This is a genomic window from Streptomyces sp. ITFR-16 (assembly GCF_031844705.1).
Taxonomy (GTDB): domain Bacteria; phylum Actinomycetota; class Actinomycetes; order Streptomycetales; family Streptomycetaceae; genus Streptomyces.
The window spans coordinates 4,737,813-4,756,954 of record NZ_CP134609.1; the positions used below are offsets into that span (position 1 = coordinate 4,737,813).

17 protein-coding genes are annotated in these 19,142 nt (G+C 71.2%); 13 read left to right on the forward strand and 4 right to left on the reverse strand.

Translation table 11 applies throughout. From position 1 onward, the window contains the following. Position 1: 1 nt before the first annotated feature. Complete coding sequence (locus RLT58_RS21020; protein WP_399131658.1) at positions 2–772, reverse strand: hypothetical protein; 771 nt, start codon at positions 770–772, stop codon at positions 2–4. Further along, positions 769–1,947, reverse strand: coding sequence for a type VII secretion protein EccE (gene eccE, locus RLT58_RS21025; RefSeq protein ID WP_399131921.1), 1,179 nt, complete (start codon positions 1,945–1,947; stop codon positions 769–771). The genes RLT58_RS21020 and eccE overlap by 4 nt, the downstream gene beginning before the upstream one ends. 315 nt (positions 1,948–2,262) lie before the next feature. Between eccE and eccB the strand changes: the two genes are divergently transcribed. The 12 genes from eccB (at position 2,263) to RLT58_RS21085 (ending at position 12,089) form a co-directional block, all read left to right on the forward strand. Further along, on the forward strand, positions 2,263–3,813 hold the full coding sequence (eccB, locus tag RLT58_RS21030) for a type VII secretion protein EccB (protein WP_311311918.1): 1,551 nt from the start codon (positions 2,263–2,265) through the stop codon (positions 3,811–3,813). A 228-nt stretch (positions 3,814–4,041) separates the two neighbouring features. Further along, positions 4,042–5,148, forward strand: a complete 1,107-nt coding sequence (gene mycP / locus RLT58_RS21035; RefSeq protein ID WP_311311919.1) for a type VII secretion-associated serine protease mycosin — start codon at positions 4,042–4,044, stop codon at positions 5,146–5,148. Positions 5,149–5,304: 156 nt separating this feature from the next. Beyond that, on the forward strand, positions 5,305–5,655 hold the full coding sequence (locus RLT58_RS21040; RefSeq protein ID WP_311311920.1) for a WXG100 family type VII secretion target: 351 nt from the start codon (positions 5,305–5,307) through the stop codon (positions 5,653–5,655). Positions 5,656–5,712: 57 nt separating this feature from the next. Further along, positions 5,713–5,994, forward strand: coding sequence for a WXG100 family type VII secretion target (locus tag RLT58_RS21045; RefSeq protein WP_311311921.1), 282 nt, complete (start codon positions 5,713–5,715; stop codon positions 5,992–5,994). A gap of 111 nt (positions 5,995–6,105) precedes the next feature. After that, positions 6,106–6,591 (forward strand): DUF2563 family protein, encoded by a 486-nt coding sequence (locus RLT58_RS21050; protein ID WP_311311922.1) that lies wholly within the window; start codon positions 6,106–6,108, stop codon positions 6,589–6,591. Between the two features lie 32 nt (positions 6,592–6,623). Then, the gene (locus RLT58_RS21055; RefSeq protein ID WP_311311923.1) at positions 6,624–8,084 is read left to right on the forward strand and encodes a WXG100 family type VII secretion target; all 1,461 of its coding nucleotides are present in this window, start codon (positions 6,624–6,626) and stop codon (positions 8,082–8,084) included. 54 nt (positions 8,085–8,138) lie between these two features. Next, positions 8,139–9,386, forward strand: coding sequence for a S8 family serine peptidase (locus RLT58_RS21060; protein ID WP_311311924.1), 1,248 nt, complete (start codon positions 8,139–8,141; stop codon positions 9,384–9,386). 52 nt (positions 9,387–9,438) lie between these two features. Next, positions 9,439–10,197 (forward strand): YbaB/EbfC family nucleoid-associated protein, encoded by a 759-nt coding sequence (locus tag RLT58_RS21065; protein WP_311311925.1) that lies wholly within the window; start codon positions 9,439–9,441, stop codon positions 10,195–10,197. 21 nt (positions 10,198–10,218) lie between these two features. Further along, the gene (locus RLT58_RS21070) at positions 10,219–10,524 is read left to right on the forward strand and encodes a hypothetical protein (protein WP_311311926.1); all 306 of its coding nucleotides are present in this window, start codon (positions 10,219–10,221) and stop codon (positions 10,522–10,524) included. A gap of 12 nt (positions 10,525–10,536) precedes the next feature. Then, complete coding sequence (locus RLT58_RS21075) at positions 10,537–11,277, forward strand: hypothetical protein (RefSeq protein ID WP_311311927.1); 741 nt, start codon at positions 10,537–10,539, stop codon at positions 11,275–11,277. Positions 11,278–11,355: 78 nt separating this feature from the next. Then, positions 11,356–11,718 carry a hypothetical protein gene (locus RLT58_RS21080; RefSeq protein WP_311311928.1) on the forward strand — a complete coding sequence of 121 codons (363 nt, stop codon included), beginning with the start codon at positions 11,356–11,358 and terminating at the stop codon, positions 11,716–11,718. A 26-nt stretch (positions 11,719–11,744) separates the two neighbouring features. Then, on the forward strand, positions 11,745–12,089 hold the full coding sequence (locus RLT58_RS21085) for a hypothetical protein (RefSeq protein ID WP_311311929.1): 345 nt from the start codon (positions 11,745–11,747) through the stop codon (positions 12,087–12,089). Positions 12,090–12,187: 98 nt separating this feature from the next. Here the strand turns inward: RLT58_RS21085 and eccCa are convergent, their stop codons facing one another. Beyond that, positions 12,188–16,156 carry a type VII secretion protein EccCa gene (eccCa, locus tag RLT58_RS21090; RefSeq protein ID WP_311311930.1) on the reverse strand — a complete coding sequence of 1,323 codons (3,969 nt, stop codon included), beginning with the start codon at positions 16,154–16,156 and terminating at the stop codon, positions 12,188–12,190. A gap of 169 nt (positions 16,157–16,325) precedes the next feature. On the opposite strand from eccCa, the gene eccD reads away from it, so the two are divergent. After that, a complete protein-coding gene (gene eccD, locus RLT58_RS21095; RefSeq protein WP_311311931.1) occupies positions 16,326–17,792 on the forward strand; it encodes a type VII secretion integral membrane protein EccD in 1,467 nt (488 codons plus the stop codon). Positions 17,793–18,186: 394 nt separating this feature from the next. On the opposite strand, the gene RLT58_RS21100 is transcribed toward eccD, so the two are convergent. Next, on the reverse strand, positions 18,187–19,095 hold the full coding sequence (locus tag RLT58_RS21100) for an aminoglycoside phosphotransferase family protein (protein ID WP_311311932.1): 909 nt from the start codon (positions 19,093–19,095) through the stop codon (positions 18,187–18,189). Positions 19,096–19,142 lie beyond the last annotated feature (47 nt).

A 19,142-nucleotide genomic window follows, 5' to 3' on the forward strand; every position in this document is an offset into this window, starting at 1 on the left:
GTCAGTCCAGGCGGCGCGGGGTCCCGAGGAGCCCGGCCTCGATGTCGGTCGGCTGGAGCTTGACCAGCTTCCGGTGCCGGGGCGTGCACCACAGCACCATGTCGTCGCCGAGTCCGGGCAGCGCCTCCGCCTGGGCCCGGGGGAGTTGCAGCAGCCGGCCGAGGACCGCGGCCTCCTCCGGGGAGACCCGCTGGATGCCGATCAGTCCCGCGTTCTCGACCAGCCTCGGCGCCGACGGGCCCAGAAAGGGGAGCAGCGTCAGCACGGACTGCCACGGTCCGGGGGCCAGCCGGCTGCGCGGCGGGCGCATGCCGCAGTCCCGTACGACCAGGACGGGGCTGGTGATCGACGCACCCTGCGGACCCACCTGCTTGACGTCGTGCAGCGTCATGCACTGCTGCCCGCCGCCCGCGGCCTGCGCGAGGCCCGTCCACGCCTGCGGCCGGCCCGTCTCGACGGCGACGCGCGCACCGGTGCCGGCCGTGCGCAGGGCCAGCACCTGCGTCGTCCACAGACTGCCGATGAGCACGACATCGAGCTGGACGGGGCGGAAGAGGCCGAGGACGGCGGGCTGCCGCTTCGCGTCGACGCCCGCCACCACCCCGTCGTCGCCGAGCGGCAGGGAGAGCGCGCCGAGCTGCTCCGCGGGCAGTACGTGCCGGTCGCGGCGGGGGCCGAGCAGCCCGAACCCCGCCTTGATCCGTCCGGCCGCCGCCGGAGCGGGAGCCGTCGGCCCGGTGGTGGAGCCGGGTGTCGTACGGGGCGTGGTCAACGGGTACCTCCGAGGGGCAAGGTGGCCAGCACACCGGGCAGCTGTTCGCGGTCGAGCCGCACGAGGCTGACCTTCACGCCCCGTGCGGCACGTTCCAACTGGCGCCTCACGGACACTAGTTCGTCGCTCCCGGACGCGGTGAGGCGGACATATCCGCTGAGTGCCGGTGCGCCGCCCGTCCCGCGCGACACCGCCAGGCTGAAGGTGCTGGCCAGCGCCGGCATCGACGTCAGGAGCGCCACCAGCTGTGCCGTGGGTACCGCGTCCGCGCCCAGGTGCGGCCAGCGGCCGACCCAGTAGGTCGTGTGCCAGCGGTCGTCGCAGCGCCAAGCGCGCGCGGACTCCGCAGTGCGCCGCGTCGCCACGTCCGCGCGTACCGCCACCGCGCTGGCCTGCGGATTCACCCCGGCCGATGTCGCCAGGGCGGATGTCACCTGCGCCTCGGTCAGTACCGAGGCGTCGAACCCGGCCGCCGCCAGCCGGCTCGCGAGCTGATCCGTGGCCCGCAGCAGCGCGCGCTGTGCGCCGCCGATCCCGCCGCCGCGTGCGCTCACCGCCTCCGGACACAGCTCCGGATCGAGCTTCAGCGCGATCCACGTCAGCCGGATCGAGGGGGTGCCCACCTGGGCCTGGAGCGGCGCGTACGAGCGTGCCGCCGCGGCCTGCGGGGGCAGGTGCGGACCGGGAGCGGGCTGCGTGTGCTGTACGACCTGGACGGACTCCAGCCGGATGTCGTCCACCTCCAGGGCGTCGTGCAGCAGCCCGAGTTCCAGAGGCTGCGCGTTCCGGGCCATCCGCAGCGGCTCGTCCCGCGGCTGGACGAGCAGCAGGGCGGTGAGGAACGTCCCGTCGCCCACCATCCCGACACCGCGTTCACGCTGCCGGTCGGTGTACGTGTACGTCCGCAAGGCGGTCTCGCACTCGACGACCGGCGCCAGCGTGGGATCGACCCCCTCCGCGGACCACGGCCGTCGTGCCGACCTCAGCCGGGCGCGCAGCGCCATGACGGTGTTCAGCCACTCCAGCACCGGCCGTCCCCGGCGCCGCAGAACGGCCAGTACCACCAGCGCGGCCGCGACCACGCCCATCGGCACCAGCAGCATCCTGTCCGTCACCCACGCGATCAGCATCAGCGCGCCGGCGACCTCCACCAGCACCACCTGGTGCAGCCGCACTCCGCCGATCCGCCCCGGCTGCGGGTGCACACTCATCACTGCGGTCGTCGTGCTGCTCATCCCCCGGTATGTCCCCTCCGTGTCACGGCACTACGGCGTGTGCGAGCCGGACGCCCTCGGCACAGCGGCCCGCGATCGCCCACTGTCCCACGCCCGGCAGGGCGAGGATCGAACGGGGGTTCTCGGCACGCCCGGCCGGGCAGGAGCGTCGGCCTGTCCCGGGAAGCACGTACCCGCACGGCGGCGAAAGAGTATCGACGGGCATAGTGGGTGCGGCTCGCGAGGCATCTACAACCACGGGGAGAAGTAGGGCAGATGGCATCACGGCGGGACGAACTCAACGCCTACACCTTCGCGAAGAAGCGGCTGGTCGCCGCCTTTCTGCAACCGTCCCCGGCCGGGACGGACGAGGCCGCGCCACGCCCGCTGCGCGCCGTGGTGCCCGGAGCGGTCGTGGGGGCGCTGCTACTGGCGGGCTTCGGGGCCTGGGGCATCTTCAAGCCCAAGGTTCCCGACGGCTGGGACACCCCCGGTGCCCATGTCATCGTCGGCAGTGAGTCCACGACCCGCTACGTCGTGCTGGAGACCAAGGGCGTCAAGCGTCTGCACCCGGTGCTGAACTTCTCCTCGGCGAAGCTGCTGCTGGACCCGCAGAGCTCCTCGGTGACGCAGGTGCCCGAGTCCGAACTCGACAGCGGCAAGCTGCAACGGGGCCCCATGCTCGGCATACCGTACGCACCCGACCGGCTGCCCAGCGCGGATGAGGCGGGGCGCAGCAAGCTCTGGGCGGTCTGCGAGCAGCCGGGCGCCGGGTCGGGCGACACCGTCCAGAAGGCGGTGTTCCTGCTCGCCGACCGCGAGGCGGACAAGGTCGGCGGCAAGCGGCGGCTGCGCGACGGCCAGGCTCTCTACGTCGAGGCGGACGGCGGCGACGGCACCCGCTACCTGGTGGACGCGGACGGCACGCGGCATGCCATCGGGACCACCGGCGGCGACAAGCCCTCGGCCCGTGACGAGGTGCTGCGGCGCTCGCTGTTCAGCGAGGGCGCCCGGCCGCAGAAAGTCACCGATGACTGGCTCGGCACTCTGCACGACGGTTCCGCCATCGACTTCCCGAAGCTGCCCGGCAGGACCGGCGACCCGGCCGGTGTGGATGGCCTGGACCCCCGCCTGAACAAGGTGGGCACGGTGCTCAAGGCCGTCGCCGGTACGGGGATGCAGCACTACGTCGTGCTGCCGGGCGCCGTCGCGCCCGTCTCCGACCTGGTCGCCCGGCTGCTCCTGACGAGCCCGGAGGCGGAGGTGCTGGCCCAGAAGGCACAGGCCGCCGAGGTCGCCCCGCAGTCCTTCACCTCCTCGCCGGACGAGTTCTACGCGTCGAAGGGCTGGCCCAAGAGCGTCCCGGCCCAGGCCAATGACACGGTCGTCGCGACCGGGACCGTCTGCAACGTGCTGCACGGGGTCGACTCCAAGGGCGTGCCCAGGCTGACGACCTGGGCCGGTACCCGCTACCCGGTGAGCTTCCTGGACGGCGCCACCAGCGCGTACGTGACCCCGGGCAGCGGTGTGCTGTACCGGCAGTTCAGCGGGGCGTCGCCGGGCACCGGGTCGATCTTCCTGGTGACGGACACCGGGCTGCGGTACGCCGTGCAGACCAACAACGACAGCAGCGCCGGCCCCTCGAAGATCGGTGAGAGCGCGGAGCCCGAGTCACCCGAGGAGCGGATCGCCGAGGTCAACAAGGCGCAGATCAGGCTCGGGTACAAGGACGTGAAGCCGCTGCCGGTGCCGGAGAACTGGTCGAGTCTGCTGCCCAAGGGGCCCCGCCTCGACACCAACAGCGCCAAGCAGCCGCAGAGTTCCTGACGACGGATGAGGGGGAAGCGCGAAATGATCAACCTCGCTGTATTCCGTTGCCAGGCTCCTTCCGGAGTTCGTTCCGTATCTCGTCCTCCGGTTCGTTCCGCAGCCGCCGTACTGCTTCTGACATGCGCGGCAAGTGTTGTTCTGTCGGCATTTCCGGCGGTGCCCGCGGCGGCCGAGGGTTCCGTTCCGCAAACGGGCGCCGAGGGCAGCGGCGAGTGCACGTTCCCGATGCCGGAGCAGATCCAGGGCCGCCCCTGGTCGCTCCAGCGGCTGGTCTTCGACCAGCTCTGGCAGGACACCAAGGGCAAGGGCGTCCGGGTCGCGGTGATCGACACCGGGGTGGACACCGCCAACCCCCAGCTGAAGTCCGCCGTCGACCGGAGCTCCGGCACAGACCTGCTCCCGCCGCTGAACCCGGACGGTACGAAGGCCAAGGGCAAGGCCAGGCGGGGCGACGGCACGACCGACGTCGTCGGCCACGGCACCAAGGTCGCCGGCATCATCGCGGCCCGCCCGCGCACCGGCACCGGCTTCGTGGGCATCGCCCCCGAGGCGACGATCGTCCCCATCCGGCAGAACGACGACAAGGGCAACGGCACCGCCGCGACGATGGCCGAGGCGATCCGACACGCCATCAAGGAGAACGCCCGGGTCATCAACATCTCGCAGGACACCGCCAAGCCCCTGCCGGCCGACTCCGACCTGGAGCGCGCGGTGCGCGAGGCCTTGAAGGACGACATCGTGGTGGTCGCCTCCGCGGGCAACGACGGGCTCACCGCCGAGGTCAAGAAGACGTACCCGGCGGCGTACCCGGGCGTGCTGGCGGTGGCGGCGTCGGACCGCAACGACGAGCGGGCGCCGTTCTCCCAGACCGGTGACTTCGTCGGGGTCGCGGCGCCGGGCGTCGACATGGTGTCCACCGTGCCGAAGGGAGGCCAGTGCGTCGACAACGGCACCAGCTTCTCGGCGCCGTACGTCGCCGGCGTGGCCGCCCTCATCCGGGCCGAGCACCCGCGCTGGACGCAGGCCCAGGTGGTGGCCCAGATCGAGCAGACGGCCGAGCGCGCGGTGAACGGCCGGGACGACTTCATCGGCTGGGGGGTGGTGGACCCGGTGCGTGCCCTCACCGACGACGAGCACCCGGTGAACGCGCCCACTCCGGACCGCGCGGTCTCGGACGGTCCTGCGGGGCCGGAACCGGTGGCGCTCCAGCTGCGTGAAACCAGGCGGGAACGGATGGCTCGGATCTCGTCCTACGTGCTGGCCACGACGGGGCTCCTCGTCGCGGTGGTCGCGGGAGTCGCGGTCTTGGCGCGGGGCCGGAGCCGTCCGTGAATAGGTGAAGGAAAAACAACTTGCTGCAAACGAAAGCAAGTTGGAATCGTTGGCCATCGCAGTTAAAGTGACAGTCGCAAATATGCGGTCCGATCCGGACGCGCTGGCCGGCGGCCCGACAGCCCGCAACATCCAATTCATGGGGGAAGATGCGCTATGGGAGACAAGCTCAAGCTTTCAGCCGGAGAGATCAACCAGCTGATCAAGGATCTCGGCCACATGCAGGACACGCTGGAGAGCAGGATCACCGCGCTCAACGCGGTCATCGACTCCGTCGAAGGCCACTGGAAGGGCGTCGCGGCCAACGCGTACAACGGCCTCCAGACGCAGGTGAACCTTGACGTGCGCAACCTGAAAGAGCTCCTGGCGTTCACCCACGAGGCCGTCCAGATGAGCCGCGACGGCTTCGACGCCGAGGAGGTCGAGCGTCTGAACAGCTTCAAGGGCATCGACGGCGTCGACCACACGGGCAGCAACGGCATCCTGGACCGGTTCCAGGTCTCGTAACAGCCGGCCCGGCCCGTCCCGTCCTCATTCCGCACCTTCGCGTCAGGAGACCGTTCCATGGAGATCACGTACTCCGGGGTCGTCGAGGCCTCTAACCAGGTCAAGACCACCGCCAACACCATCAAGGGCCAGCTGGACGATCTGAACCGCCGGGTCAAGGCCGTCGTCGCCACCTGGGACGGTGAGACCCAGCGCGCGTTCTACGACCGCCACAGCGGCTGGGACGTCAAGGTCAACCACATGCACGACACGCTGCTGAAGATCTCGACCAAGCTCATGGAAGCGACCGAGGGCTACCACGCCAACGACCTGGCGCAGTCCCGCCGCTTCCACGGCTGACCCAGGCGCAGATGAACCACAACGGAACCGGCACGCCGTGGGTGCGGGGCGCGGACACCGCGTCCCGCACCCACGCCTGCGGGCCCACGGCACTCTAGGGGAGGCGTTTCCATGGGATCCCATCTTCCGGACGACCCGCCGCTGCCCGACAACGGCGAGGGCAAGGGCGCCCCGGACCTGGACACGCCGAGCGAGTCCCTGAAGAGCTTCAAGACGCGGGTGGACAAGCTCCTCACCGCGCTCGACGGCTCGCCGGCCGCACACACCCGCATCACCGAGCAGAAGGTCACCGTCGCCGCGTACGGCACGGGCTTCCCGGAGGCCACCGGGCTCTCCGGCGCCTATGACCTGGTACACACGCGCCTGACCGAGCTCTCCAAGACGCTCGGCGAGCAGTTGGAGGCGATGGGCATCACGGTCGACCTGGCCGACCGCGGGTACCAGAACGTCGACCAGGAGTACGCGGAGCGCCTCCAGGCCATCCAGAAGCGCGTCGAGGTCAGCTACCGGAAGCCGGGTACGGACCCGGAGACCGGACTGCCGAAGGACGACAGGCCCGACGACACGGGCTCGTCCAGCGGCCAGGACGGCCTGTAGGCACGTGAAGTGAACGGGGGAGAGGGATAACCATGGGGGACAAGGGCAAACTGCCGCCGCTCAACGCCTGCTACCTCACGACGGACTTCGAGAACATGTCGTACGAGGACATGCTCGCCATGGTCCGCAGCGTTGACCCCACGGCGATCATGGGCCGCGGTACGGCGCTGATCGACGCGCAGACCGAGATAGAGAAGATCGGCACCGAGCTGAAGGAACATGTCAGCCGCACCACTTGGAAGGGCAAGGGCGGCGACGCCTTCCGCGAGTGGGGCGACGACTTCGCCAAGGAGACCATCAAGCTGGCCGACTACGCCGGCGCCGCGGGCACCTCGCTGCAGACGGCCGGCCAGGCGCTCAGCGAGGTCAGCAAGGTCATCCAGGGCCACTCCGACGCCACGTCCGTGTGCTACGCGGACGAGGCGAAGGAGAAGGCCCGGCTCGAGGCCGTTGACAAGGCGCGCAACGAGGCGATTCCGCAGATGAACAAGCTCGCCTCGTACTACATAATGGCGCAGCAGACGATCTCCTCGCAGGAGGAGCCGGTCTTCAAGCCGCTGCCGGAGGCGGTGCTGCCCAAGAGCCCGGTCGACGGCGGGAAGACGAGCTACGGGGGATCTTCCGGGGGCAACCCCGCCATTCACTCGGTGTCCGGTGTGCCGAGCACAGGGGGCTCGGTCGGCCACCACTCCGTCACCGTGCAGCCTGTTGACGGTGGTTCGTCCTCCGTCGCCGGCGTGTCCACCCACACGCCGCATCACGTGGGCGTGGATCCTGTGGTGCCCGACACCACCGACAACACCGGCACCGACATCGACACCGTGACGATGCCGGAGGCCCCGCCGGTCACGGCGACCCCGCCCACGAGCGGTCCTCCGGTCACTCCGGTCGGCGGTGGCGGGCAGAACACCGTCCCGCCCGTGGTCCTGCCCCCGCAGCCGCTCCCGACCGGCCCCGGAGACCGGCGGACGATGCCCGTCGGTCCTGGCGTCGACGGGAACCGGCGCACCATTCCGGTCTCCCCGGTGGGCAGGGGCGGCGGCGAGAGCGTCCGTACCCCCGGCATCCACGGCGGTACGCCGGGCCGGCCCTTGACCGGCCCTGTCGCGGGCGGACAACGCGGCACGGTCATCGGCAGCGAGCGTCCGACGGCCGGCCGCTCGATGATGGGCGGTCACGGTGTGGGCGCGGTCGGCTCGCCCGCGGGGCGTGGCGGAGCCGGCGGTTCGCGGCGCCTGGTCACCGAGTCCGGCGCCGCAGTGCGGGAAGCGCGCGGTATCGGTGCGGGGCGGGAGTTCACGCCCGGCGGCAGCGGCCTCGTCCGCGAAACCGCGCGCCCGGGTGCCATGGGTCCGATGGGCGGTGCGATGGGCGGGTCCCAAAGCGCTCGCAGGCGTCCCAAGCGGCGCGACGGCGAGAACCCGGACTACCTCGAAGAGGACGAGGAGACCTGGGCCACGGGGGACGACGTGGTCCCGCCCGTGATCGACTAGCAGCCGGTATACGAGCACCGCACCGGTGGGGCGGACAGAATACGAGTGGGTGGCATGAGGTCAACGGTCTGGCGACGGCGCGGGCGGACGTCGGCGGTGGTGTCCGCGCTGGGCGGCGCCCTGCTCCTCCTGGGCGGCGCCGTCGCCCCGGCCGCGAGCGCGGACAGCATGCGAGACCGCGAGTGGTACCTGGACCGCATGCAGGCCCCGGCCATGTGGAAGGCCAGCACCGGCAAGGGGATCACCGTCGCTCTGCTCGACACCGGGGTGATTCCCTCCGTCCCCGAACTGACGGGGAAGGTACTCAAGGGCAGGAACTTCGTGGAGCCCGAGCGGGGAGCGCACAAGGACACGGACGGGCACGGAACCGCCATGGCGATGCTGATCGCCGGCAACGGTGCGAATGACCAGGGTGTGAAGGGCCTCGCGCCCGACGCGCGCATCCTCCCGCTCACCGTCTTCGGGTCGTCGAAGGAGTCGGGTACCAACAGCATTCCGGCCTTGGTCGAGGCCATCCGGTACGCCGCCGACAGCGAGGCCCGGATTATCAACATGTCGTTGGCCTACGAGGGTTTCACGCCGAGTGATGACCAGCTGGACCGGATCCAGCAGGCGGTTGACTACGCCGTGAAGCGTGGGAAGCTCCTTCTTGCGGGTACCGGCAACCGGGGCGACAAGGAGAACGACGTTGCCTACCCTGCGGCAAGCCTTGGCGTCGCGGGTATCGGAGCGGTCGACAAGACGTCCTCGGTGACGAAGTTCTCGGTGTCGGGTCCCCAGGTGGCGCTCGCCGCCCCGGGCAAGGACATCCCGATTCTGTGCGGCGGCGGCATGGCCGGCTACTGCAGCAGCTGGGGCACCAGCCAGGCCACCGCAATCACTTCCGCCTCCGCCGCCCTCATCTGGTCCCAACACCCCGACTGGACTGGCAACCAGGTCCTCCGCGTCCTCATGAACACCGCAGGCAGACCGACGGAGGGCAAGGTCCCCAGCCGCTACCTCGGTTACGGCACCGTCCGTCCCCGGATCGCCGTCCTCGGCGGCAAGGCCGACCCGGGCCCCGCCGACGTGAACCCCTTGGTCGCGGCCCGCGCAACCGCGTCCCCGTCGCCCGGCGTCTCCGCTTCCGCGGCCCCCTCGAAGAAGTCCCAACCCGCCGCCACCCCAGCGGCGAAGAACGACGACGGACAGGGCGGCACGGACACGGCCGTCTGGATCGTCGTCGGTGCGGTCGCGGCCGTGATCGTCGTCGTCGGTGCGGTGCTCCTGGTGCGCCGGAGGAGTACCGGCCCCCGGCACTGAGCGGTCTCCGTCGCACCACCCCCACCTACGTACACAGGCCGGAGGAAACACCGTGGACCAGGAGTTCCTGGCAGGGTTGCAGCAGTTCCAGCAGCAGGCGCAGAACCTGCAGAACCTGATGACGGACATGCAGAACCGCATGCCTCAGGGCGGCGAGGGAACGGACGCCCAGGGCGCCGTGACCGTATCGCTGGCGGCGGACGGGATTCCGGAATCCATCAAGGCCGCCTCCGACTGGCAGCGCAGACAGGGCCCCGAGGTCATCGGCGCGGCCGTGCTCGACGCGTACGGGACGGCGATGAGTGCGCGGATGGAGGGCGTCGCCCGCGCCTTCGACCAGGCGGACTGGCAGTCCACGGCCGGGCAGGTGGACCGCTCACTCGCTCTGCCCGGGCCTCCCCCCTCGACGGCCTTCCCGCCGGCGACGCCTCCCGGACCGGATCTGCGCCATGTCGTACCCCGAAGCCTCGACGAGGTGACCGAGGACGCGCTGTCGGCGCTCGACGCGGTGCAACAGATGGCGACGACGGTCGCCGAGCCGCCCCGGGCCGTCGGCAGATCCACGGCGCACCGGGTCGTCATCACCGTCACGAAGGGGGCCCTGCTCTCCTGCGAGGTGGACCCGCAGTGGGCGGCGAAGCAGACGTCCATCGGGCTCAACCAGGCCTTCGAGGAGGCCCTGGCCGGTGCCCGTAGCCAACTGAGCGAACTGGAGGCCGCCGCCAAGGACGGCGCGGGCCGCCTCCAGCTCGACAGCCTGCTGCACGAAGCACTGGCCATTCTCAGCGATCCGCGGCGCCTTGCCGAATGATTTCCGAAGGGACTGACTGCATTGGGTGATCCCGACCTCAAGGTCATCACCGATGGGCTGCGCACCGACGCGGTCATGTGGGACGAGCAGAGCAGCGCGATGAAAGCGGTGCACAACGCGGTCGAGGGCACGAGGATGAACCGGCTCCAGGCCGGCGTCTTCCAGCTCCTCGTCTCGGCGTACGGAGCCGTGGTCGAACAGGTCTCCGCACGCAGTGCGGAGGGCGAGGTGCAGATGGCGGCGGTGAGCTCCGCGCTGTACAAGAACGCCAAGGCCTACGACGCGCACGAGGTAGACACCAAGCACCACGTGGACCACGCTTACTAGACGGGGAATTTCATGGCTTTCAACGCCGCACAGTACGAGGCGACCACACAGAAGCTGACCACCGGGATACAGACGCTCTCGGAGAAGGTGAGCCAGGTCGGCCCGAAGGCCGAATCCACGGCGAACCACTGGTATGTTCCCGACTTCATCGGGGACGCTCTGATCTGGGCCGCCAACAAGGTCATCGAGTTCGGCAACTGGGTCCTCGGCAAGCTGAAGGAGCTCATGGAGGGCGTGGCGGCGCCCGTCTACATGGCCATCCACACCTGGACCTGGCAGTCCGAGATCCGCGGGGGCGCCTCCGAGGTGGCCGGCACCACCACCGCCGACCAACTCCAGTCGCTGAAGCACTGGACCGGCGAGGCCGCCACCTCCTACACCAACGCGGTGAAGGCCCAGCCGATCGCCGCCGCGAAGATCGGCACGACCGCGGACAAGGTGGCCACCGGACTGGCGCTGTGCACGACCGCCGGCGCCGCGTTCTACGTGTCGCTCGCCGTCATCCTGGCCCAGTACATCGTCACCATGATCGGTGCGATCGCGGCGCTGGGTTCGGTCGTGTTCTCGTGGGCGGGTGCTGCCCTCATCGTCGGCGACACGTCGGTGAGCATCGGCTACATCATCACCGCCGTCACCGCGCTGGCCGCGCTGCTCGGCGCGCAGGCCCAGCAGATGGCCGCCATCGAGGGCGAGGCGCGCGACATGACGACGTACCCCAACGGCCACTGGCCGGTTGCCGCGCCAGGCGCCTGAACCCGTCCGATACTGGGGCCTCGCCCCAGTAGACGACCGGGTGGCACGGGCCTCTCGGACGAACAGACAGGTGACATCATGCGTGCATTCCGAGTAGTCCTCTGGGCCGTCGGCCTGGTGGCTCTGGTGGGTCTGTTCTTCTCACTGAAGGAGGGGCTCGACCCGGCGGTCTGGATCCTCTGCATGGTCCTCGCCGTCGGCTGCCCTCTGGCGGCCGAGGGTCGTGCGGCCTGGCAGACGCCGGGCAGGCGACGGGCGGAACAACACGCCTGGTACGCGGAGAACTTCGGTTCCCTCGAAGCCCTGCGCGAGGCCGTCGACGCGCCGGCCCTGCGCCGCATCCGCGACGAGAAGGGCGCGGCGCACGCGGTCCGCGAGGTCAAGCGCGAACACCCCCGCCTCCCGCTGGACGTGGCGGTGTCCCTGGTCAAGGCCCTGTGAGCCCGCACGCCGATGGTGGTGCGCGGGTGTCCCGCACGACCTGGATACGGGCCACGCTCTGGTGCGCCGGCCTGGCCTGCTACTACGTGGCCTTTTTCCGTCAGCCGGACAGTGTGGCGTTGCTGCTTGCCCTGTTCCTGCTGGGTGCGTTCCTCCCGGGCTGGGCTGAGGGATACGCGCAGCGGAGGCGCCGCAGTGAGTGGGCCGCGCAGTTCGCGTCCGTCGGGGAACTGCGGCTGCTGGTGACGGACGAGGCGGAGCTCCGCCGGCTCCGTGACGAGAAGGGCGCACTGGCGGCTGTCCGCCGTCTCAGGCGTGCGCACCCCCTCTGCCCCCTTCCCCTGGCTCTCGAACTGGTCCGGTCGCTCTGAGGGCCGCCGTTCCGGCATAGCCGGGCAGAACGCGAAAGAGGGGCCGCCCGCCCGTCACGGGGCGGCCCCTTCTTGCTGCTCCGGGGCGCGTCGCCCCGTCAGTCCCCCTCCGGCTCCAGCCACCCCGTCTGGATCAGCGCCGGGTTGCCCCGGCGAGCGACGAACATGCCCCGGCCGGGGGGCAGCGGGCGGCCCTTCACGGTGCCGAGGAGTTCGCCCTCGCTGGGGTGGCCGGACAGGATTACGCCCTGCGCACCCAGCTCCTTGAAGCGCTGCATGAACGGTTCGTACGAGGAGCGGCCGGCGCCCGCGCTGCTGCGCGCGATGATGAAGTTGACGCCGGTGTCACGGGCGAACGGCAGGTTGTCGACCAGCTGGGCCAGCGGGTTGGCGGAGGACGTGGCCACCAGGTCGTAGTCGTCCACGACGATGAACGCCCGGGGCCCGCGCCACCAGCTGCGGTTGCGCAGCTGCTGCGGGGTCACGTCCGTCCCCGGGGTGCGGCTGGTGATGAGGGTGTTCATGTCGCCGAGGTACGACTCGAACGCGTTCTGCGTCGTCGCGTAGCCGACCAGGTACGGCTCGGGCACGACCTCCAGCAGGCTGCGCCGGTAGTCGCCGACACAGATCAGGGCCTCCTGCGGGGTGTAGCGGGCGGTGATCTGCTTGATGAGCAGTCGCAGCAGGGCTGTCTTGCCGGACTCCGACTCACCGAAGACCGCGAACAGCGGGTCCGTGTCGAAGTCGATGTACACCGGTGCGAGGTTCATCTCGTCGATGCCGATCGCGACCCCGCCGCGTGTGGGGTCGGGGCCGGCCGGCAGGTCGCGCGCGGACAGCATCCGGGGCAGCATCCGGACGGCCGGGGCGTGCGGGCCCGGCCAGTTGTCGTTCATGGCCTTGACGAAGGCGGCCGTGGCCTCGGAGAGGTCGTCCCCGCCCCCGCCCGCCGAGTCGTCGATGCGGGGCAGGGCGCCCATGAAGTGCAGCCGCTCCGCCGTCAGGCCGCGGCCCGGGGTACCGACGGGGACGTTCTTGGCCACCTTGCGGTCCAGTTCGGAGTCGGTCGGGTCGCCGAGGCGCAGCTCCAGGCGGTTGAGCAGCTGGTCCTTGAGCGCGGCGCGCATCTCCATGTACCGGGAGACGGTGGCGATCAGGTGGACGCCGAGGCCGAGGCCCCGGGCCGCGATGTCGGCGACGACGGGCTCCAGGAACTCGTAGTCCGTCTTGAAGGACTGCCAGCCGTCGATGACCAGGAAGACGTCGCCCCACGCCTCGCCCGGCAGCTGTCCTGCCGCGCGCAGCCGGCGGTAGGTGACGATGGAGTCGATGTTGTTGTCCCGGAAGAACGCCTCGCGCCGGTTGAGGATGCCGGCGACCTCGGCGACCGTGCGGCGGATCTTCTCCGGATCGAGCCGGGAGGCTACCCCTCCGACGTGCGGCAAGCCGTCGACGGCGACCATACCGCCGCCGCCGAAGTCCATTCCGTAGAACTGCACTTCGTGCGGGGTGTGGGTCAGGGCGAAGGCGCTGATGAGGGAGCGGACAAGGGTGGACTTGCCGGAGCGCGGGCCGCCCACGACCAGCATGTGGCCCGCGGCGCCGGAGAAGTCCCGGACGAGGGAGTCGCGACGCTGCTCGAACGGCTTGTCCACCAGCCCGAAGGGCACGACGAGCGCGCCGTTGCGCTGGTACTCCGGCGCGTGCAGGCCGCGTTCGGGCGTGACCGCGAGCGGCGGCAGCATCCGGTCGACCGAGGGCGCCTCGGTGAGCGGCGGCAGCCACACCTGGTGGGCGAGGGGGCCCTGGCCCTCCAGGCGGCGGGCGATGACGTCGAGGACGGTGTCCGCCAGCGCGTCCGGGGTCGCCCGGCCGGGCACGAAGGGCACGTTCGGCTCGGGCTCGGGGTAGTGCACGGGCACCGGGGCGGCGGTGAACAGGACCGGGCGGCGGTCAATGGCGAGCTCCCCGTTGTCGGAGACCGGCGCGGCCCCGGGGCGGTACGTCCCCGACACGTATGCGGCCTTGAAGCGGGTCATCCCCTCGGTGCCGAACTTCAGGAACCCGGAACCGGGCACCGACGGCAGGTGGTAGGCGTCCGGCACGCCCAGCGCGGTACGGGATTCGGCGGCGGAGAAGGTCCGCAGCCCGATCCGGTAGGAGAGGTAGGTGTCCAGGCCGCGCAGGCGGCCCTCCTCCAGCCGCTGCGAGGCCAGCAGCAGGTGCACGCCCAGGGACCGCCCGATGCGGCCGATCTGGATGAACATGTCGATGAAGTCCGGCTTGGCGGTCAGCAGTTCGCTGAACTCGTCGATCACCAGGACCAGTGAGGCCAGGGGCTCCAGCGGGGCCCCGGCGGCGCGTGCCTTCTCGTAGTCGGTGAGGTTGGCGTAGTTGCCCGCCGAGCGCAGCAGCTCCTGGCGGCGCTGGAGCTCACCGGTGATGGAGTCCCGCATGCGGTCGACCAGGGTCAGGTCGTCCGCCAGGTTGGTGATGACCGCGGCGACGTGCGGGAGCTCGGACATCCCGGCGAAGGTGGCCCCGCCCTTGAAGTCGGCGAGGACGAAGTTGAGGGTCTCCGACGAGTGGGTGACCGCGAGGCCCAGCACCAGGGTGCGCAGCAGTTCGGACTTGCCGGACCCGGTCGCGCCCACGCACAGCCCGTGCGGGCCCATGCCCTCCTGCGCGGCCTCCTTGAGGTCGAGCATGACAGGGGAGCCGTCCTCGCCGACACCGATCGGTACCCGCAGCCGCTCGGCCGTCGAACGAGGCCGCCACACCGTGTTGGTGTCCACCGCGGCGGGGTCGCCGATGCCCAGCAGGTCCGTGAAGTCCAGGTTGGCGAGCAGCGGCTCGTCGTCGTCCCCGCCGCCGCCCATCCGGAACGGGGCGAGCTGCCGGCCCAGGGCCTCCGCGGTCTCGACGGGCAGCAGATCGGGTGTTCCGTGGTAGGAGACGCTGGCCGACTCCAGCCGCAGCCGGCCCGGACGTACGGCGATGTGCAGTCCGCCGCGCGGCTCGTCCAGCTCCTCCGGGACGACTTCCACGACGGTGACCCCCTGGAGGCCCTCGGCGGAGGCGAACAGCGAGTCCTGCGGGACGACCCCGCCGTCCAGCACGAGGACCACGTGCGGCTGGTCCAGGAGCGGGCTGCCCTCGCGGTTGAAGCGGGATCGGCCGTCCAGGGTGTGGTGGAGCAGCGTCTCGACCTCGGTCAGGTCGTCGCTGAACAGCCGCTTGGTGCCGGCCCCGTCGGACGAGCCGGGGGCCTGGGCGTGCGGCAGCCACTTCGCCCAGTCCCACTGGTCCGCCACGTCCGTGGACGCCACGACCGCGACGACCAGGTCCTCGGGCGAGTGCAGCGCGACCAGCCCGCAGACCATGGCGCGCGCGTTGCCGCGCACCGACACCGGGTCGCCGGAGACCACGACGTGGTAGAAGGCGCGCAGGGACACCGCCATCGGCAGCCGGTCCACCGAAGCGTGGGCGGCCAGGAACTGGTGCATGGCACCGGCCGACAGCGGCTCCAGCTCGTCCACCGGCGCGGTGGTCGGCGCGACGAGCGGCGTCCACAGCTGCTGCGCGCCCAGGCCGACACGGACCTGCCCGAAGTCGTCGTCGGTGATCCGGCGCTCCCAGAGCCGCTCGCCGCCGACGACCAGCGACCACAACTGGTCCGGATCAGGGTGCAGATAGAACTGCGCGTCGCGTTGGACACGCGCGGTCCCGCGTACCTTCCGCCGGGTCTGCGCGAGGTACTTCAGGTAGTCCCGGCGCCCTTCCGACGCCTCGCCCTGGGTCCCCTTGCGGTACCGCATCACCTGGGCTATCGCCATGGCCACGGTCGACAGCAGCATCATGACGCCCATGATCTTCATGAACGGCTGCGAGCCGGGCATGAAGAAGAACACCACCGACGAGCCCATGCCGAGCATCGGCAGGAGCTGCATGGCCATGCCCTCCTGCTGCCCACGAGGCAGTTCAGGGGGCGATTCGAGCCGCAGTTCCGCCGCGGATGTCTCAGGTGGCATGGCTCGAGGCGGGCGCTTGACGACGATCTGGGTCACCGGCGAATCAATCCCTCAGTGCGGCCCGGAGAGTTGTGGGCCGGCACCCCCGTGGCAGCGACCTACCTCCGCGCGTCGACAATCCTACGTGCAGTGCGTGGGGGTGCCACCGATAGGGTGGCGCCCCTGCCCGGAAGCGCGGCGCACAGCGAACGAGGGGAACATTCAGGTGAGTTCGACCCTGACGACCGGTTTCTGCCGAATAACGGTCGTGGCACCGGACAGTCGCATCGACGTCGCCCTTCCGGACGATGTCGTCGTCGCCGATCTCCTCCCGGAGATCCTGCGGCTGTCCGGCCAGGCCACCCCGCCGGGAGTGCCCCCGGGGTACCACCTGGTCCGCCGCGACGGAACCCTCCTGGACATCACCCGGCCGCTGGCCGTACAGCGCGTCCTCGACGGGGACGTCCTGCGGCTCCGGCCCTTCGCGGAGTCGCTCCCTCCGGCCGTCTTCGACGATGTCGCGGACGCCGTCGCGTCCGCCGTCCGGCGCGACCGCGCGCTCTGGAGCGACCAGCTGTTCCACGTCTCCGGCCTCTTCGGCGGCGCGCTCCTTCTCGTACTCATGGGCTTCGTGCTCTGGTTCGCGGACCCGGTCCAGCACGACATGCACGGCCTGCCTGGCATCGTCGCCGCCGTCGTCGGCACGCTCCTCGTCGTGCTCGCCGGCGTCCGGGCGCGCAACTACGGCGACCGGGCCTCCGCGACCGCACTCGGACTCGCGGCCCTGCCGCACCTGATGATCGCGGGGTCCGGGCTTCTCGCGCTCGACCCGGGCGAGGGCATCGGGCGTCTTCAGTTCATGCTCGGCTGTGCCGCGGTGCTCTGCGTCTCCGCCGGGCTGGTCGCCGCGATGCCGTCCGGCGACGCGCCTTTCGTCGCCGTGGTCTTCGCTTCGGCGGTCGGCACCCTCGCGACGTTCTGCTCGATCCTCACCGAGGCCCGCCCCAGCGAGACCGCCGCCGTCTGCGCCGTCGTCGCGATCGGCGCCATCGCCTTCCTGCCGGGGCTCTCCGCGCGGGTGGCCCATCTGCCGATCGGCTACGCCGCTCCCCGCCCCATGACGGAGGCCGATCTCGACAACGCGCCGGGCACCGGGGAGAGCGGCCCCGTCGACGCCGAACGCATCGCGGCCCAGGCCCGGCGCGGGCACGAACTGCTGCTGGGCCTCGCCGGAGGCTGCTGCGTGGTGGTGGTCGCGTCCGCCGCCGTCCTGGGCTTCTCCGACGGCGTCTGGGGCCAGACCCTCGCGCTGGTCGCCGGCCTGGCCATGCTGCTGCGGGCCCGGCTCTTCCGTTATACCGCCCAGGTGGCCGCCGTACTTGGCGCGGGCCTCGCGGCCTTGGGGCTGCTGGTGCTGGGACTGTCGCTCAACCCGCCGGCCGACGCCGTCATGAAGCTCCTGACGGAACAGGACCGGGGGCCGCTCGACATCCGTACCCTGTGGCTCGCCGCAGCCGTCACCGCCGGCGCCGCCCTGTCGGTCGGCATCGCCCTGATCATCCCGAAGCGGGGCCTCTCCCCCTTCTGGGGACGTCTTTCCGACCTGGCCGAGGTGGTCCTCCTCCTCGCCCTCGTCCCGCTCTGCCTGGCCGTGCTCGACGTGTACTCCGCCGCACGGAGCATGACCAGTTAGAGGGCAGGCCGCGGGCGCGGCGCACGTCCTGGCGGTCGTGGCGCCCAGCTGTCCGTCGGCTTCCACCCAAGGGCTGTCCTGCAAATCCTGGCGGGCGCACGACGACAGCTACGGCACCTCGCCGCGTTGTCGAAACGCCCGAATGCATCCGGTATGCGGGCGCCTCTCCGCCTTGCGATGCACCGCATCTGACGCCGCGCGCTGATCGACCAGGAATTGCGGGACAGCCCTTGGGGCGCGATCGGCTCGGGCGGCCGGGCCTCGGCCCCGCCCCGGGCGCAGACCGCCGCCGAGCCGGTGCGCTCCCTGCGCGGGGGTGCACCTGCCGAGTACCGCCTGGATCGGCCCGGGTGGCGGCACCAAGCCCGCCGGGGCTCCGACGCGGGGCTCCGGCTCAGCCGGACCGTTCGTGGTCGGCCAGCACCGCGTCGATCACCCTGAGTTCGTTCGCCGCCCGCCCCGGGTCCGCCCCGGCGTCGCCCGTCAGGTTCAGCAGCGCCTTCCACAGCGCCCAGCCCCGGGCCCGCGCCCAGGTGCCCGCGTCCTGGCCGACCGCCTCCCGGAACGCCTCCCGGGCCGCGCCCTCGAACATCCCCCACGCGATCACCAGGTCACAGGCCGGGTCGCCGACCCCCGACGTGCCGAAGTCGATGACGGCCGACAGCTCGCCGCCCCTGACCAGCAGATTGCCCGACGCGATGTCGCCGTGGAACCACACGGGCTCCCCGCGCCACTCGGCGGCGAGCGCGGCCTCCCAGACGGTGCGTGCCCGGTCCGTGTCGACGCGCCCCTCCAGTGCGGCCAGGCAGCGCCGGGTCTCCTCGTCGTAGTACGCCGGTGACGCGCCCCGGTACCAGCTGTGCGCCCCGGCCGGCGGGCCGCCCGTCGCCTCGCAGCGCTGGAGGGCGAGGAGGAAGCCGGCCACGGCGACCGCGAACCGGGGCAGGTCGTCGATGCGGGCCCGGGCCGCCGTCTCGCCGTCCAGCCAGCCGCGCACCGACCACGGGAAGGGATAGCCCTCGCCGGGGGCGCCCAGGCCCAGCACCGGGCGAACGGGGACCGGCAGCGAGGGCGCCAGCCGGGGCAGCCAGAGGTGCTCCTTCTCCACGGCGGGGACGCACCCGGCGGCGGTCGGGAGGCGGGCCGTCATGGTGTCGCCGAGGCGGTACGTGCGGTTGTCCCAGCCGTCGATCTCCACCGGGGTCACGGGCAGCCCGCTCCACTGCGGGAACTGCGCGGACACCAGCTGCTGCACGAGGGCGGCGTCGATACCGGCGCGGCCGTCGGGGTTCGGAGATGCCATCGCGCGATCATCGCGCCGGGCGGGCGGGCCGCACAACGGGATTTGGC